At 70.7% G+C, this 15,228-nt stretch carries 15 protein-coding genes and 1 pseudogene; 8 read left to right on the top strand and 8 right to left on the bottom strand.

All coding sequences use genetic code 11. The features are described 5' to 3' along the window. Nucleotides 1–5 precede the first annotated feature (5 nt). From ACWC5O_RS27775 to ACWC5O_RS27765, 3 genes are all read right to left on the bottom strand, one after another. Nucleotides 6–1,202, bottom strand: coding sequence for a type III PLP-dependent enzyme (locus tag ACWC5O_RS27775; protein WP_450589983.1), 1,197 nt, complete (start codon nt 1,200–1,202; stop codon nt 6–8). Beyond that, nucleotides 1,199–2,893 carry an IucA/IucC family protein gene (locus ACWC5O_RS27770; RefSeq protein WP_450589984.1) on the bottom strand — a complete coding sequence of 565 codons (1,695 nt, stop codon included), beginning with the start codon at nt 2,891–2,893 and terminating at the stop codon, nt 1,199–1,201. The genes ACWC5O_RS27775 and ACWC5O_RS27770 overlap by 4 nt, the downstream gene beginning before the upstream one ends. A gap of 72 nt (nt 2,894–2,965) precedes the next feature. Continuing rightward, on the bottom strand, nt 2,966–4,552 hold the full coding sequence (locus ACWC5O_RS27765) for an IucA/IucC family protein (protein ID WP_450589985.1): 1,587 nt from the start codon (nt 4,550–4,552) through the stop codon (nt 2,966–2,968). Between the two features lie 440 nt (nt 4,553–4,992). On the opposite strand from ACWC5O_RS27765, the gene ACWC5O_RS27760 reads away from it, so the two are divergent. The 3 genes from ACWC5O_RS27760 to ACWC5O_RS27750 all read left to right on the top strand — a co-directional run bounded on the left by ACWC5O_RS27760 (nt 4,993) and on the right by ACWC5O_RS27750 (nt 8,124). Then, entirely contained in the window at nt 4,993–5,751 is a 759-nt protein-coding gene (locus tag ACWC5O_RS27760) for a response regulator transcription factor (RefSeq protein ID WP_450589986.1), read from the top strand. Next, the gene (locus tag ACWC5O_RS27755) at nt 5,748–7,238 is read left to right on the top strand and encodes a sensor histidine kinase (protein WP_450589987.1); all 1,491 of its coding nucleotides are present in this window, start codon (nt 5,748–5,750) and stop codon (nt 7,236–7,238) included. The genes ACWC5O_RS27760 and ACWC5O_RS27755 overlap by 4 nt, the downstream gene beginning before the upstream one ends. Before the next feature lie 139 nt (nt 7,239–7,377). After that, nucleotides 7,378–8,124 (top strand): response regulator transcription factor, encoded by a 747-nt coding sequence (locus ACWC5O_RS27750; protein WP_450589998.1) that lies wholly within the window; start codon nt 7,378–7,380, stop codon nt 8,122–8,124. 177 nt (nt 8,125–8,301) lie between these two features. Here the strand turns inward: ACWC5O_RS27750 and ACWC5O_RS27745 are convergent, their stop codons facing one another. Together ACWC5O_RS27745 and ACWC5O_RS27740 are read right to left on the bottom strand one after the other, a co-directional pair. Continuing rightward, on the bottom strand, nt 8,302–8,721 hold the full coding sequence (locus ACWC5O_RS27745) for an arsenate reductase ArsC (protein WP_450589988.1): 420 nt from the start codon (nt 8,719–8,721) through the stop codon (nt 8,302–8,304). A gap of 47 nt (nt 8,722–8,768) precedes the next feature. After that, nucleotides 8,769–8,945, bottom strand: a complete 177-nt coding sequence (locus ACWC5O_RS27740) for a hypothetical protein (protein WP_450589989.1) — start codon at nt 8,943–8,945, stop codon at nt 8,769–8,771. 102 nt (nt 8,946–9,047) lie between these two features. Here ACWC5O_RS27740 and ACWC5O_RS27735 point away from each other — a divergent pair, with 102 nt between their 5' ends. The 4 genes from ACWC5O_RS27735 (at nt 9,048) to ACWC5O_RS27720 (ending at nt 11,904) form a co-directional block, all read left to right on the top strand. Then, a complete protein-coding gene (locus ACWC5O_RS27735; RefSeq protein ID WP_450589990.1) occupies nt 9,048–9,362 on the top strand; it encodes an ArsR/SmtB family transcription factor in 315 nt (104 codons plus the stop codon). Nucleotides 9,363–9,420: 58 nt separating this feature from the next. Next, a complete protein-coding gene (locus ACWC5O_RS27730; protein ID WP_450589991.1) occupies nt 9,421–10,209 on the top strand; it encodes an aquaporin in 789 nt (262 codons plus the stop codon). Next, complete coding sequence (locus ACWC5O_RS27725) at nt 10,206–11,261, top strand: ArsO family NAD(P)H-dependent flavin-containing monooxygenase (RefSeq protein ID WP_450589992.1); 1,056 nt, start codon at nt 10,206–10,208, stop codon at nt 11,259–11,261. Before ACWC5O_RS27730 ends, ACWC5O_RS27725 begins: the two co-directional genes overlap by 4 nt. Before the next feature lie 100 nt (nt 11,262–11,361). Next, the gene (locus ACWC5O_RS27720) at nt 11,362–11,904 is read left to right on the top strand and encodes a DinB family protein (RefSeq protein ID WP_450589993.1); all 543 of its coding nucleotides are present in this window, start codon (nt 11,362–11,364) and stop codon (nt 11,902–11,904) included. Nucleotides 11,905–12,030: 126 nt separating this feature from the next. On the opposite strand, the gene ACWC5O_RS27715 is transcribed toward ACWC5O_RS27720, so the two are convergent. Next, nucleotides 12,031–12,405, bottom strand: coding sequence for an ArsR/SmtB family transcription factor (locus ACWC5O_RS27715; protein WP_450589999.1), 375 nt, complete (start codon nt 12,403–12,405; stop codon nt 12,031–12,033). A 283-nt stretch (nt 12,406–12,688) separates the two neighbouring features. Between ACWC5O_RS27715 and ACWC5O_RS27710 the strand changes: the two genes are divergently transcribed. Continuing rightward, nucleotides 12,689–14,101 carry an NAD(P)-binding domain-containing protein gene (locus ACWC5O_RS27710; protein WP_450589994.1) on the top strand — a complete coding sequence of 471 codons (1,413 nt, stop codon included), beginning with the start codon at nt 12,689–12,691 and terminating at the stop codon, nt 14,099–14,101. A 154-nt stretch (nt 14,102–14,255) separates the two neighbouring features. Here ACWC5O_RS27710 and ACWC5O_RS27705 read toward each other — a convergent pair whose 3' ends face one another. Then, a complete protein-coding gene (locus ACWC5O_RS27705; protein ID WP_450589995.1) occupies nt 14,256–14,705 on the bottom strand; it encodes a MarR family winged helix-turn-helix transcriptional regulator in 450 nt (149 codons plus the stop codon). Between the two features lie 49 nt (nt 14,706–14,754). Beyond that, nucleotides 14,755–15,122 (bottom strand): annotated as a pseudogene (locus ACWC5O_RS27700) (hotdog fold thioesterase). Nucleotides 15,123–15,228 lie beyond the last annotated feature (106 nt).

Raw genomic sequence — 15,228 nt, 5'->3', positions numbered from 1 at the left:
GCCTTCTACGAGAGGGGTCCGGCGGGGACGGGAGCGTGGTCGAGGTGATGGAACTGCGGCGCGGGGTGCATCAGGAACTCGTGGTGGGAGATGTTCCAGGCGTACGCACCGGCCAGGGCGAAGGCGATCCTGTCGCCGACGCGCAGCCGTCCTACGTGCACGCTGCGGGCCAAGACGTCCTTGGGCGTGCACAACTGCCCGACCAGCGTGACGAGTTCGTCCGCTGTTTCGGGGCGCTTCCAGGGCCGGTCCCAGGTGTCGACGGGGATCGTGGTGAACGGCTGGTTGTGCTGTTTGGTGGCCGGCGTGCGCAGGTGATGAGTGCCGCCGCGCAGGACGGCGAAGGCGCGGCCGTGGCTGTGTTTGATGTCGAGGACTTCGGTGACGTACCAGCCGCAGTACACGGTGACCGAGCGGCCCGGTTCGATGCGCAGGGTCAGGCCGGGATGGCCCTCCAGCAGGCGGCGCAGGCCGGCGCCGAAGGCCGCCCAGTCGAAGCGCCGGTCGGGACTGGCGTAGTCGACCCCCATGCCACCGCCGAGGTTGACCTCGGTCAGCTCCACGCCGTGCTGGTCCGCCCACTCCTTCGCCCAGGTCAGGACCTGGCCGGCGAGGTCGAGGTGTGCGGCGGCGTCGAGGCCGCTGGCGAGGTGGACGTGGATGCCGCGCAGCCGGATGCGGGGATCGTCGGCGATGAGGGCGAGGCAACGGTCGAGGTGGCCGGGGTCCAGGCCGAAGGGGCTGGGCAGGCCGCCCATGGCCAAGGCCACCGGGCCGAGGGCGATCGGGAGGTTCACCCGGAGCAGGACGTCCATGGTGCGCCCACCGAGCATGCCGGTGAGCAGGTGGAGCTCTTGTTCGCTCTCGATGTGCAGGCGGTCCACTCCGGCCTGGAGGGCCTGTTCGAGTTCGCCGGGTGTCTTGCCGGGGCCGCCGAAGGCGATCGGCGCACCTGGACAGGTGACATGGACGTGGTGGAGTTCGCCGCCGGAGGCGACCTCGAAGCCGTCGACGTGGTCGCGCAGGACGTCCAGGAGCCGGGGGTCCGAGTTGGCCTTGGCCGCGTAGAAGAACTCGGCACGCTCGGGCAGGGCGGCACGGACGGCGGCCACGTGCTCGCGCAGGTCCCGCAGGTCGTAGACGTAGGCGGGGAGGTCTTCCGCGCCCAGCTCGGCGACGTACTGGAGAAGTTGCTGCCTCACCGGGTCACCTCGCGGGGGAAGCCCTCGCCCAGCGGGCTGGGCAGCGGGACGTAGCCGGCGTGCCGGTCGGCCTGCCGGGACCAGCGCAGCAGCAGGTTGGCCTTGGCGGGCAGCGGTACGCCCGAGAGCAGGGCGCGCAGCCGGGGCGGCTCACCCGCACTGCGGGAGTAGGCATCGAGGTGGTCGCGGACCAGGCCCCACAGGGCGGGTTCCAGGGCGGGGTCGGTGTCGGCGAGGGCGGCGAGGACTTCGGCGGTGTGGTTGACCAGGAGGCAGTAGGCCACCCGGTTCCAGCCGCGCTCGGCGTCGTACGTCATTGGAGTGCGCACGTCCTCGGGCAGGGCGGCGAGGAACCGGCGGTGGGGTTCGGGGACGAGCTTGGTTCCCTCCAGGTCGCGGAAGATCATCTGGGCGGGGGTGCCGTTGCCGCTCACTCCGACGACGACGTTCTGGAGGTGGGGTTCGAGGACGATGCCGTGCTCGAAGTAGGCGGTCAGGACGGGGGGCAGCAGCAGGCCGAGATAGGCGTCCCACCAGGCGAGCGCATCGCCGTCGCCGCGGGCCAGGAGGCGGGAGACGTGGGCCGAGCTGGTGGGGTGCTCGTCGGCGATCGCGGCGGCCAGCAGTGGGGTCACGCCGGGAAGCAGGTGTTCGCGCAGGCCGGTGCGGACGATGACGCCGAAGCCCTCCACGAGGGAGAGGTCGTCGTCGAGGGCGAGGGTGCGGTAACCCGGCTCGGCGAGCAACGAGCTTCCGGCATGAGCCCGGCTGATGTCGGCGAAGACGGGGCCCAGGAGCCGGTTGAGGGCTACGGCGCCCGCCAGCTCGTAGGCCGCGTTCTTGCGGACACAGTTGGTCAGGCGGACGTCGAGGCTGAACTTCAGGAACGTGTCGGCGTCCGGCTGGTACAAGGTCCGCACCGAGGCGGTGGGGGCGAAGTCCGGGCCCACGACGCCCGTGTCGACGATCGAGCCTGCGGCCAGGGCCTCGCGCAGGGCGGGGTGGTCGCCGAGCATCCGGTACTGCCACGGGTGCACCGGCAGGGTCACGTAATCCCTTCGCCCGTAGGGATGAAGCGCGTCGAGCCTGCTCAGGTCACCTTCCTCGCGCACCAGACGCCGGTGGACGGCGAGGTAGCGCAGAGGGAACCGGGTGCCTGTCTCGGGGCCGTAGTCCAGCCAGTCCTCAGGGTCGCCGGTGCGCGACTTGGGCGAGGGGTGGAAACGGTGACCGAAGACCAGGGACTGCTCGGACTCCAGGTACGGGTCCTTGGGCAGGGCCGCCGTGGCACGCTGCTCCAGGACGGTGTGGATGGTGTTCCGGCTGTCGGTGACCTGGGCCAGGAACTCGTCGTTGGCGACGCCGGTACGCAGTTCCAGTTCGTCCTGGATGTATTTGGCGAGCTCCCGCCACCCGACCGGAGACCAGTCCCCGCCGTCGTACCGCTTGAGCGGGCCGTCGAAGCGGTGCGCGCCGATCAGAGACATACGGCGCAGGGGGACGCGGAGCAGTACGTCGCGGCGGGGCAGCCACAACCGCAGGTGGTCCTGGTCGACCGTGACCTGGCGCTCGGGCGCGGAGACCTCGCGGATCAGGCAGTTGAGCAGGGTGTGGGCGGTGACGGCGTCGGCGACCTGGGCGGGACTGTCGGTTGCGGCGAGAACGGCGCCGGTGGTGCTGGGGACGGTCATGCGGAAGTACTCCAGTCGGTGCAGGAAGATGTGCGGGGAGGCCGGCCGGGCCCGGCGGTCGGAGACGGGCTGTCAGCGGTGGCGGGCCAGGGGGTTGGGGACGGGAGTCCACTGGGCGACACCGGAGGCTTCGGCCAGGCGCATCGCGATGGTCGCCTTCAGCGGCACCGTGTCGCCGAAGAACACCTCGCGGTCTCCGCCCGCACCGGGAAGGTCGGCGTAGACGCGGCGGCCGACGGCGGCCACCGCTGCCCACAGCTGCTCGGGGTCGGCGCCGCGCGTCCGTGACAAGACGGAGACCAGCTCGCTGAAGACGCCACTGAGCAGGCCGCCGAACAGCTTGGTGCGCAGCGCCGTCTCGTCGTTCCCGGCTCGGGTGCCGGCCAGCGGCGGAAGCGAGAAGCCGTGGCGGGCGAGCCGCTCCGGGTGGATGCGCACGCCGTCCAGGTCGCGGTAGAGCACCCGCACCGGGCGTCCGTCGCGCAGCGCGACGAGCGTGTTCTGGCCGTGGGCTTCCAGGGCCACGCCCATGGACAAAAGCGTCAGCGCGGGCGGCAGGACGAGTCCGGCGAACTCCGCCAGCCAGGTGACCGGGTCGCCGCTCACCATGCGGGCCCCGGTGGCATGGACGGCGGTGAGCGGGACGGCGATCTCCTCCGGGCCGAGGTGCCGTTCGGCGGCCTCACGGATCATCGCCGCCAGGCTCGCCGAGGGCTTGCCGTCCACGCGGACGGCGCCGCCGGCGAGTTCGCGCAGGATGCGCAGGCTCTCGCCGTGGCCGGCCTTGTCGACGACGGCGGTGACCAGCTCGGACAGGGGGGATCCGTCGGCCACCTCGGCCGGGGAGATGGTGCGCCGGTAGTTGGTGACCTGCACGTCCAGCGCCGTCTTGATGTGGCAGCCGGGCAGGGCGTCGAGGGGGGACATGGTCCGCATCGACAGCAGCGGGCGGGCGGCGATCGTACGGTCGACGACCGCAAGGCCGGGCTGGTGGGCGAGCACGTGGTCGCGCTGCCAGGGGTGTATCGGCATCAGGACGGTGTCGCCGTCGCGCAGCTCTTGCGGCCAGTCACCGATGGCCTGCCAGCGGTCGGCCGGTACGGCGACGAGCGCCAGCTCGATGACGGGGTGGTGCTCGGGTGCGTAGGCGAGCACCTCGGCGACGGACAGTCCGGTGCGCGTGCGGCAGCAGGGGTGCTGCGGGTGGCCGTCGACCACGGCCTGTTCGGCGTCGGCGGAGTCCCGTACCTCGTGCGGCTCGTGGTTCGCCGCGCGGGCCAGGGCCAGGTTGGCGATGCTGTTGTCGAGCTCGGCGCCCAGACGTGACGCAGCCGCCGTCTGGGCGCCGAGGACGGAGAGGAGCCGGGTCGGCTCGTCGATCGGGCCGTCGGGGCCCTGCACGGTGAAGTCGGCGGGGACCGGGGCGAATCGTTCGGCCGCGGAGGCTGGGCCCGTGAGCCGCCCGCCGCCCGTGAGGCGGATGACGAGGGTGTCTGCGTCGTGGTCGAGGTCGGCGATACCCGGGAGGCGTTCGCGGGTGAATGCGCCCCAGAGCCGGCCGAGCACCGTGGCACGCGCACCGGACAGCGCGGCTCTGAAGGGCTCGACCAGATCGGGGCGTACGCGGCGCAGTTCGTCGATCGTGCTGCTGTACGGCATGTTTCACCGTCCCGTGGCATAGGAAAGCAAGGGGGAGGCTGCGGAGGCGGAAAGAAAGCGCGAATGCGAGCGCCGTCCGCGATCAGCTGCCGGCAACGTTACGGGATCGTTAGTTAACCGATCGCCAGAGAAAAGGAAGGCTGGTACCAGAATCGATCCAGCATTCCGTCCGCTCCGCCGTGCCGAAAAATGGAACTGTCGGCGGACAATTGGCCGCATGTCCCGTGTTGCCCGCCTCGGCGAACGGAGCGGCTGCGCCGGGCTGCTGCCCGGCCGGGAAGCGGTTGCTGGGTGCCGAGGCCCGCGCTGTACTTTCTTAACAGTCTGCTTGCCTGACGCTGTCATTTCACTGACGTTTTGCTGTAGCAAGGCCCATAGGGTCAATGACAGACAGGAGACAGTTAAGGAATACGGTTGTTCAGGTTCGCCGAAAGTAATTCATGCGCCTCTTACTGATCGAGGACGACGATCGGGTCGCCAGCCCGCTGATGGAGGGCTTGAGCCGTTTCGGGTTCACCGTCGAGCACGCCCGTACCGGCGCCGAGGGACTCGCCGCGGCGGAAGCGGAGATGGTGCTGCTGGATCTGGGACTGCCCGACATGGACGGCATCGATGTCTGCCGGACGCTCCGCATGCGCTCCCAGGTGCCCATCATCATGATCAGCGCGAGAAGCGACGAGGTCGACCGGGTTCTCGGTCTGGAGTTGGGGGCCGACGACTACCTCTCCAAACCGTTCGGAGTCCGGGAACTGGTCGCGCGGATCCGCGCCGTCTTCCGGCGTGCCGGACCCGCTGCAGCCGAGCCGGCTTCGGCCGGCCCGGCTGCGGGAGGCGACCCACCGGATGCGGTGGCCAAGGCCCAGCAGATCGGCCCACTGGCCATCGACCGGCGGGGCCGCCAGGTCCACCTGCACCGGACCTCCGTCGCCCTCGCGCCCAAGGAGTTCGACCTGCTCGCCTACCTCGCCGACGATCCCGGCGCAGTCCGCACGCGCCAGCAGATCCTGGACACCGTGTGGGAACCGAACTACTTCGGCCCCACCAAGACCCTGGACGTCCACGTCGCCGCACTTCGCCGCAAACTCGGTGATCCCGCCTGGATCGACAACATCCGCGGCGTAGGATTCCGGCTCACGCCACCCGCCGACGCGGCAGCCACCAGGCAGGTCGAAGAGAACGTCCGAGGAGGTGACCGGTGACCCGCCGCCTCCTGCTCAGCTATCTCAGTCTCACGCTGCTGGTACTGCTGTGCCTGGAGGTGCCGTTCGGTTACGTCTACGCCCGCGGGGAGATGTCCCGGTTCACCGGCAACGGGCGGCAGGCCGCGGTCATGCTCGCAGAGGTGCTGGAGGAGAAGGTCGAACGGCGGAGCGCCACCGACGTCCCCGAACAGGTGGCGAGCTTCGCCCGGCGCACCCACAGCCATGTCGTGGTGGTGGACAGCAAAGGAAGGCTGCTCATCGACTCACGCAACATGGTGGCCACCGGTACGGACCTGTCCGCGCAGCCGGACATCGCAACCGCTCTGGCCAACCGGTCCAGTTCGGGCACCCGGCAGGATCCGGCCCTGGGTGAAGACGTCTTCTTCGCCACTGTGCCGGGCGCCTCGGGCAGCACGGTCCGATGCGTCGTACAGGCGTCCTTTCCCCTCACCGCGGTGACGTCCAAGGTTCATGACGCCTGGCTGGCACTGGCGGCCGTGGGACTGGGGGTGCTGGCGGCCGTCGCGCTGATAGCCCTCGCGCTGGCCCGCTGGATCACCCGCCCGGTGCGGGCTCTGGAGCACGCCACGACGCAGCTCGCCGACGGCACCCTGAAGGACCTGCCCGCCACCGACCTCGGGCCCCCCGAGCTGCGGCGCCTGGCCTCCAGCTTCGTCCGCACCGCGACCCGGCTGCAGCATCTGCTCAAAGCCCAGCACGCCTTCGCCTCGGAGGCGTCCCACCAGCTGAAGACCCCACTGACCGCGCTGCGGCTGCGGCTGGAGAACTTCGAGCCCTATCTCGACCCACGGGCACAACCCAGCCTCGACGAGGCGGTGGGCGAGGTGGAGCGGCTCGGTCGCATGGTGCACGGTCTGCTTGCCCTGGCCCGGTTGGAGAACGCGGCGACCACACCGGAGGCCACCGACCTGGACTCCGTCATCGCCGACCGCGCGGCCGTGTGGGCGGCCTTCGCCGGCGAGCATTACGTGGACATAGTCGTGGCCGGGCCGAGGACCGGCCGGGTGTGGGCCATCCCCGACGCCCTGGAGCAGATCATCGACAACCTGCTCTCCAACGCGCTGCGGGTCTCGCCACCCGGAACCACGATCACCTTGGCCACCGCCTGGGCGAGCGGTGTGCCCGCAACCGTCGAACTGCACGTGATCGACCAGGGTCCGGGCATGACCGAGGAACAGCAGCGACGCGCCTTCGACCGCTTCTGGCGGGCGAACGACGCCGACCATGAAGGCACCGGGCTCGGCCTGCCCATCGTGCAGCAGCTGGCCCGTGCCTCCGGCGGCGAGGTGACCTTGCGGGCCGCTTCCGGCGGGGGGCTCGATGCCGTTGTCCGCCTCAGGACCGCCGGCGCACACCGCACCGCCCATCCGCGGCGTCACCGGTCGGCGATGTGGGGAAGACAGGACGGGGTGCCACCCGTCCCCACCGGACACCCGCTTGCCGTATTCGACTGGCAACAGTGAACGCCGGGCCACCGTAGGCCTGCTCCGATATTTCCACGCACCACGAACAATCACGGACACACCCATGACGACGAACACCGATCCCGCGTGTACCGCAGGGGGCGAGCAGGTCCTCCCGGCCGACCCCACACCGGAGAGCATGCGACTCCTCCTCGTCGAGGACGACGACCGGATCGCCGGCCCCATCATGGAAGGGCTGGACCGCTACGGCTTCGCTGTCGACCACGTGAAATCCGGGGCCTGCGCTCTGTCGGCCTCCACCGCCGACCTCGTCCTTCTGGACCTCGGGCTGCCCGACATGGACGGCATCGACGTCTGCCGGGCCCTGCGCGCCCGCTCCGCTGTCCCCATCATCATGATCACCGCACGCAGCGAGGAGGCGGACCGCGTCGTCGGCCTGGAAGTCGGAGCGGACGACTACCTGTCCAAGCCTTTCGGTGTACGCGAGTTGGTGGCCCGTATCCGAGCCGTCACCCGCCGCACGCATCCCGACAGACACGCCCCACCGCACACCGGCACCGCCACGACCGGAGTGCCCCGTCAAGGCTCCCCGCGTGCGCAACTCCCCGAGGGGCGTGGCGACCAGCACCTCGGCCCGCTGACCATCAACCGGCGGACCAGGGGCGTCAGCATCAACAGCCGCCCACTCACCCTCACTCCGAAGGAATTCGATCTGCTGGCCCAACTGGCCGGCGATCCCGGCGCCGTGCACTCCCGCCAGCAGATCCTCGACGCGGTGTGGGACCCGAACTACTTCGGCCCTACTCGCACACTCGACGTGCACGTATCGGCGCTGCGCCGCAAGCTGGGCGACCCGGCCTGGATCGCCACCGTCCGCGGCATCGGCTTCCGGCTCACCGTCCCCGGCGACAGCGCATACGCCTGAACGGCATCGCACAGGCTGTGGCAGTCCGGGCGGAACAGGCCCTCCGGTGAATCGAGGCCGACGCCGAGCCCGAGCCCCATGAGGGTCCTACAGCCCCGGCGAAGCTCCTCGGTGGGCTGCCCGCCGGCCCAGCCGACTGGGTCGAGCGCGACCGGGTCCCGGTGCCGGTCACCGGGGTCACGCCTCCTGCTTGGCGTCGATCTCGGCGATCAGGGCCTCGATGCGGGCCTTGATCTCGTCGCGGATGGGCCGGACGGCCTCGACACCCTTGCCGGCCGGGTCTTCCAGGGCCCAGTCCAGGTACTTCTTGCCGGGGAAGATCGGGCAGGCGTCGCCGCAGCCCATGGTGATGACGTAGTCGGACGCCTGGACTGCCTCAGTGGTCAGGATCTTCGGCTTGGCCTCGGAAATGTCGATTCCGGCCTCCTCCATCGCCTCTACCGCGGCCGGGTTGACCTGGTCGCCCGGGATGGAGCCGGCGGAGCGGACCTCGATCCGGTCGCCCGCGAGGTGGGAGAGGAATCCGGCGGCCATCTGCGAGCGCCCGGCGTTGTGGACGCAGACGAACAGCACGGAGGCGAGCGGGCTGGAGGACATGGGTTCTTCCTTCGTCAGTGGATCAAAAAGCCAAGGGGGAGTCGGTTTCAGGTGCTCGGCGGCGAGGCGAGCAGTTCGGCGATGTGGGCGTCGATCTCGTCGCGCATCCTCCGGACGGCCGAGACCGGGGCGCCCTCGGGATCGGTGACGAGCCGGTCCAGGTGGCGGCGGCCCGGCAGCACGGGGCGGGTGTCGGGCAGGACAGGGGGTGGGGATGCGGTCATGCGAACCCCCTTCGGGGCATGGGTCCTCACGGGTACGGGGATGCGAGCCCAAGGATCAGCCCAGGCTGGTATCAGTCCCGGCTGATGTGACAGTATCAGTCCATGCTGACGTCAGTCGACACTGATCTGTTGCGGGTTCTCGCGGACCCGCTCCGCCTCCAGATCGTCACCCTGCTCGCCCAGGAGACGCTCTGCACCACGCACCTGATCGAGGAGACGGGGGCCAAGCAGACCAACCTCTCCAACCACCTCAAGGTGCTGCGCGAGGCCGGGGTCGTGGAGACGGAGCCATGCGGCCGCTTCACCTACTACCGGCTCAAGCCGGACGTCATCGCCTCGCTCGCCGGTCAGTTCGCCGGCCTTGCGGAGACCGCGCGAGCCACCGCCGAGAACAACACCAAGCGGTCCTGCCCTTGAATCCGGCGCCCGTTCATCGCCGCGTCCCGTCACCATCCGCACGCACCGAGGAGACCTGTTGAGCGCCACCGAGGCCGCCGAGCACGACAGAGCCGGCCAGTCCGTCACGGCTCCAGCCGCCGGGCCGCAGCCCGCCCAGGGTGCCACCCCGCGCCAGAACCCACTCCTGCTCGCCAAGGCAGCGGCCGAACTGGTCGGCACGGCGGCACTCGTCGCGATCGTGGTCGGCTCCGGCATCCAGGCCACCGAACTGACCAAGGACGTCGGCCTCCAGCTGCTGGCCAACTCCACGGCCACCGTCTTCGGCCTCGGCGTCCTGATCGCCCTGCTCGGCCCAGTCTCCGGCGCGCACTTCAACCCGGCCGTCACCCTGGCCGAGTGGTGGACCGCCCGGCGGGGCGGCGCCGGCGTGAGCCTGCGCGAGCTGGCCGTCTACGTCCCCGCGCAGATCGTCGGTGCGATCGCTGGCGCCGTCCTGGCCGATGCCATGTTCGGTGAGCCGCTGGTGAAGTGGTCCACGCACGACCGCTCCGCCGGACACCTTCTTCTCGGCGAGGTGGTCGCGACGGCCGGCCTGATCCTGCTGATCTTCGGCCTGGCCCGCACCGACCGCCTGCGCTTCGCGCCTGTCGCGGTCGCCTCCTACATCGGCGCCGCGTACTGGTTCACCTCGTCCACGTCCTTCGCCAACCCGGCGGTGACCATCGGCCGCGCCTTCACCGACACCTTCGCCGGCATCGCACCCGGCTCGGTCGCGGGCTTCATCACCATGCAGCTGATCGGCGCCGTGGTGGGGCTGGCGCTCGTGGCTCTCATCTTCCAGGCCGGGCGGGAAGCCACCGAGTGACGCGCACGCCCCAGGTGGTGGTGATCGGCGGCGGCCAGTCCGGGCTGGCCGCCGGGTACCACCTGCGCCGACTCGGCGTCGACTTCGTCATCCTCGACGCCCGGACCACAGCCGGTGGTGCCTGGCAGCACACCTGGGACTCCCTGCGCCTGTTCTCACCGCCCGCGTACTCCTCGCTGCCCGGCCGCCTCATGCCTGCGCAGGCCGGTGCCACCTACCCCGACGCGCAGCACGTGGTGGAGTACCTCGCCGACTACGAAAAGCGCTACGAGTTGCCTGTCGAGCGGCCGGTACGCGTTCTCGGTGTCCACCGTGACGGCCCCTTCCTGCGTGTGGAGACCGACTCCGGGATCTGGCGCGCCCGTGCCGTGGTCAGTGCGTCCGGCACATGGCGGCGCCCCTTCGTGCCCGCGGTCCGAGGACGTGACGTCTTCGGCGGCCGCCAGCTGCACACGGCCGAATACCGCAGCCCGCAGGACTTCGCCGGCCGGCGTGTGATCGTGGTGGGCGGCGGCAACTCCGGAGCCCAGATCGCCGCCGACCTCGCCCACGACACCGAGTTGACCTGGGCCACCCGGCGTCCGCCGCGCTTCCTGGCCGACGACATCGACGGGCGGGCTCTGTTCGACGCGGCCACCGCCCGGCGCCGCGCACTCGACGAAGGACGCACGGACACCGGGGGCGTCGCCTCCCTTGGTGACATCGTCGCCGTAGCGCCCGTCCGTGAAGCACGCGACCGAGGCCTGCTCAGGGCGAGCCCGATGTTCACCCGCCTCGTCCCCGGCGGCGTCGAACGGGCCGACGGAACCCGTGCCGAGGCCGACGCGATCATCTGGTGCACCGGCTTCCGGCCTGCCCTCGCCCACCTCGCCCCGCTCCAACTGCGGGGCCGACGCGGCCACATCGCCACCGTGGGCACGCGCGCGGCGGACGAGCCGCGCCTGCACCTGCTCGGCTACGGCGACTGGACCGGACCCGCCTCCGCCACCCTCATAGGAGTGGGCCGAACCGCGCGTGAGGCGGCTCGTGCGATCGCCGGCCTGCTTCAGTAGCGCCTGCTTCTGGCTCAGGAGCCGGAGAGCGAGGAACATCGTGCCCCCGGGTGTTTGACCGTAGCCGAATCCGAGAAGCGAGCGGGGCGAGGTGGCAGCCATGGATGAGCGATGCCGGCTGGACCGGCAGTCCGTCCACGCCGAGTTGGAACGCGTCCGGGCCGACTTCCATCGCTTCCTCACGGAGGCGAGCGCCGCCGATCTGAGCCGTCCGACGGATGGGACACGGTGGACCAACGAGCAGCTGCTGTTCCACATGCTCTTCGGCTACATGCTCGTCCGCGTGCTCCTGCCTCTGGCGGGAGTCTTCGACAAGCTGCCGCGCGCCGTCGGCAGGGCCTTCGCCGGTGTGCTGGACGCTGCGGCCCGACCGTTCCACGTCATCAACTACGTCAGCTCCGTGCTCGGCTCGCTCTACTACAACCGCCGCCGTATGGGAGCGAAGATGGACCGCACCCTCGCTTCCCTGCACCGGCGTCTGAACCGCGAGAGCGCAGCCTCCCTCGGGCACGGCATGCGCTATCCGCCCCGCTGGGACCCTTTCTTCCGCGACTGGATGACGCGCGCGGATCTGTATCGCTACCCCACCCGGCACTACGACTTCCACCGCGCCCAGCTCACGCTGGGCCCTGCGCACGACTGATCCAGTCCGGTCGGCGTCGGCCAATCACTGCTCATCGGATGGCCAGAACCTCATCGGCGCGCGCGGCGGCCGTCGGCGCGACGGTCACACAGGCCGAGCAGACGTGGCGGTGTACCCGGCCGCTGATCAGGCCGCGGCCGGCCCCATCGTCAGCAGCTTGCCCATCGCGGCGAGTACCGACGGTTCGACCCGGTAGTACACCCAGGTGCCGCGCCGCTCGGAGGACAGCAGACCGGCTTCCTTGAGCTTCTTCAGGTGGTGGGAGACGGTCGGCTGGGAGACTCCGACGTCGGAGATGTCGCACACGCACGCCTCGCCGCCCTCATGGGAAGCCACGGCGGAGAACAGGCGCAGCCGCACCGGGTCGCCCAGCGCCTTGAACATCCGCGCGGCCGTCTCGGCCTCCTCCGCGGTGAACGGGCGCTCGGTGAGCGGCGGGCAGCACGGCGCCACGCCCTGGCCGTCGGGTTCGAGCAGCGGCAGCAGCTTGGCATTCGACATACGTCTATGTTGACACATGTCGAACCAGGCGCGGGAGGGTCGGTCTCCGGCGAGCGCGCCCGCCAGGCGGCGGGCCGCCCGCGTGGCGTCCCCGCCGACGCCGCGCAGGGAATGCGACGACAGGCTGCGCTGCCACTCCACCCCGCCACCGATCGCGGCAACCTCGATCCGCTCCATGGGCGGACTCCTGAATTCGACGAATGTCTATGTTGACGTATATCGATACAGGTGCCATGCTGGCGGCGCAAGCCATCGACAGATGTCGAAACAAGAGGAGTCGATCGTGAACGCCGCTGCCACCACCGACTTGCCCGTCGTCGTGATCGGAGCCGGTCCCGCGGGCCTGGCCGCAGCCGCTCATCTCGTCGAACGCGGCATCGAGCCGCTGGTCCTGGAAGCGGGCCCGGTCGCCGGGGCGGCCGTGCGCGAGTGGTCGCACGTGCGGCTCTTCTCCACCTGGGGCGAGGTCGTCGACCCGGCCGCAGAAAAGCTCCTGGCCCCGACCGGCTGGACGCGCCCCGACCCCGCCACCTACCCGTCCGGCGGGGACTGGGCCGAGCTCTACCTCCAGCCCCTCGCCGACGTCCTCGGTGATCGTGTCCGCACGGGCGCCCGGGTCACCGGCGTCTCCCGGGCGGGACGCGACCGGATCGTGGATGCCGACCGTGAGCGGCAGCCGTTCGTCGTCCACATCGACTACGCCGACGGCCGCGAGGAGCGTCTGTTCGCCAGGTCGGTCATCGACGCATCCGGAACCTGGACCACCCCCAGCCCCGCAGGCGGCAGCGGCCTGCCCGCGCTCGGCGAGCGTGCGGCCGCCGACCGCATCACCTACCGCGTACCCGACCTCGAGGACCCGGCTGTCCGGGCCCGGTTCGCGGGCCGGCGAACGGCGGTCATCGGCACCGGTGCCTCGGCCTTCACCGCTCTCGCCTACCTCGCCCATCTGGCCAAGGACGAGGACGGGGCCGGCACGAAGGCGGTCTGGATTCTGCGCCGCGGCATCTCCGGATCCACCTTCGGCGGCGGGGCTGCCGACCAGCTTCCCGCGCGCGGCGCTCTCGGGCTCGCGGCGAAGGCCGCTGTCGACGAGGGGCACGCGGACGCGGTCACCGGGTTCCGCACGGAGGCGGTCGAGCGTGATGGCGACGGCCGCCTGGTCCTGGTCGCCGAGGACGGCCGCCGACTGGACGGGGTGGACGAGGTCATCGTGCTGACCGGCTTCCGCCCGGACCTGTCCTTCCTGTCCGAGATCCGCCTCGGCCTGGACGAGCGCCTCCAGGCGCCGCTGACGCTCGCGCCGCTGATCGACCCCAACCAGCACTCCTGCGGCACCGTCCACCCGCACGGCCACCGCGAGCTGTCCCATCCCGAGCAGGGGATCTACCTGGTTGGCATGAAGTCCTACGGCCGTGCTCCGACCTTCCTCGCGATGACCGGCTACGAGCAGGTCCGCTCCGTGGCCGCCGCCGTCGCCGGCGATCTGGAGGCCGCCGACAAGGTCGAACTCACCCTCCCCGAGACCGGGGTCTGCGGCGGCGCCGGCCTGTTCGACGCACCTGAGTCCGACCGGACCGGCGGCGGATGCTGCACCCCCGCACCGCAGTTGATCCAGGTCAGCGCCCCGGCCTCCGTACCGGCCGGCGCCGCGGCGGCTGCCGATGAGCCGCCTGCGGGCGGCTGCTGCGGATCGTGACCAGCCTCAGCACCCCTGCCAGAGACTGCCGGTCGCGGCAAGGCAGTCCCACCTGCGGCCCATGGCCTGGAGCAGACAGGTCGTCGGAGCCCCCGCCTGTGCTGCGGGGGAGACGCAAAGCGATACGGCACGGGCCCCAGGACCCGTGCCGTGTTCACCCGAGCTCGGCCAGTGTGGCGATCGCGCGCTCCAGATACTCCTCGAAGCGGGCGCGTTCCTCAGGCTCGAAGGCGGCGTTGAGCGCCCCCTCCACCTGAAGGGCCGCCTTGTCGGCCTTCTTCGCCACGGCCCTCCCGGATCGTGTGATGCGGTTGACGACCACCTTCTGATGCAACTGGGAGGGTTCGCGGGCGATGAGCCCGGTCTTCTCGAGGTTCGCCAGCACGGTGGCCACCGTCTGCGGGGTGACGAGGCACTCGCGCGCCAGCTGCGCCGCCGACATGCCGTCGGAGACGGAGAGCAGCAGCAGGATCGAGTACTGCGGCACGGTCAGGTCGAACTCCCGCAGTGCCTGGGTCTTGCGGGAGATCAGGGCCTGCTCGGCTCGCTTGATGGTGTGGCCGAGTCGGCCTGCGGCCAGTTGTTCCGCTGTAGTTTGCGCCATATCAATATTCTCGTATATGGCAGAACTCGAAATAAAGCGTCCGGGGTATCTACTTCCCCCGTCTGCGGCGTGCCGGAGGGATGGCGCAGGTCCGCCGGTCGCGCTCGTCGGTGATGACGATCTCGTACGTCGCCGAGGACGTCCCCAGGTGCAGCGGCGTGCAGGTGGCGGTGACCAGCCCCGAGCGCACCCCGCGTGGTGGGTACATGGCAACTCCTCCCCGACGATCGTGCGGTCCGTGCCGGCGTACATCCAGGCCGCGATCGAACCCACCGTCTCCGCGAGCACCGCGTTGGCGCCGCCGTGCAGCAGCCCGATCGGCTGCCGGTTGCCCTCCACCGGCATGGTGGCGACCACGAGGTCGGGCGGGCAGACGGTCAGCTCGATGCCGAGCCGCTCCACCAGCTGCTGTCCGATCTAGCGCCCCGGCAGGCAACGTTCGCCCCGTCGCGACGCCCGGCACGCACTCTCGCCGCACCGGCCGAAAGCCCAAGTACGTCCAGTACGAGGGCTTCCGGCCGGC

This window comes from Streptomyces sp. NPDC001450 (assembly GCF_053597295.1).
The sequence above is the reverse complement of the archived record's forward strand: the minus strand, read 5'-3'. Positions and strand labels throughout refer to the sequence as shown.

What these genes read in the sequence shown, in the direction of transcription:
- ACWC5O_RS27770 (WP_450589984.1), bottom strand. Translation starts at nt 2,893, where the DNA reads ATGACCGTCCCCAGCACCACCGGCGCCGTTCTCGCCGCAACCGACAGT.
- ACWC5O_RS27765 (WP_450589985.1), bottom strand. Translation starts at nt 4,552, where the DNA reads ATGCCGTACAGCAGCACGATCGACGAACTGCGCCGCGTACGCCCCGAT.
- ACWC5O_RS27760 (WP_450589986.1), top strand. Translation starts at nt 4,993, where the DNA reads ATGCGCCTCTTACTGATCGAGGACGACGATCGGGTCGCCAGCCCGCTG.
- ACWC5O_RS27750 (WP_450589998.1), top strand. Translation starts at nt 7,378, where the DNA reads ATGCGACTCCTCCTCGTCGAGGACGACGACCGGATCGCCGGCCCCATC.
- ACWC5O_RS27745 (WP_450589988.1), bottom strand. Translation starts at nt 8,721, where the DNA reads ATGTCCTCCAGCCCGCTCGCCTCCGTGCTGTTCGTCTGCGTCCACAAC.
- ACWC5O_RS27740 (WP_450589989.1), bottom strand. Translation starts at nt 8,945, where the DNA reads ATGACCGCATCCCCACCCCCTGTCCTGCCCGACACCCGCCCCGTGCTG.
- ACWC5O_RS27735 (WP_450589990.1), top strand. Translation starts at nt 9,048, where the DNA reads ATGCTGACGTCAGTCGACACTGATCTGTTGCGGGTTCTCGCGGACCCG.
- ACWC5O_RS27720 (WP_450589993.1), top strand. Translation starts at nt 11,362, where the DNA reads ATGGATGAGCGATGCCGGCTGGACCGGCAGTCCGTCCACGCCGAGTTG.
- ACWC5O_RS27715 (WP_450589999.1), bottom strand. Translation starts at nt 12,405, where the DNA reads ATGTCGAATGCCAAGCTGCTGCCGCTGCTCGAACCCGACGGCCAGGGC.
- ACWC5O_RS27705 (WP_450589995.1), bottom strand. Translation starts at nt 14,705, where the DNA reads ATGGCGCAAACTACAGCGGAACAACTGGCCGCAGGCCGACTCGGCCAC.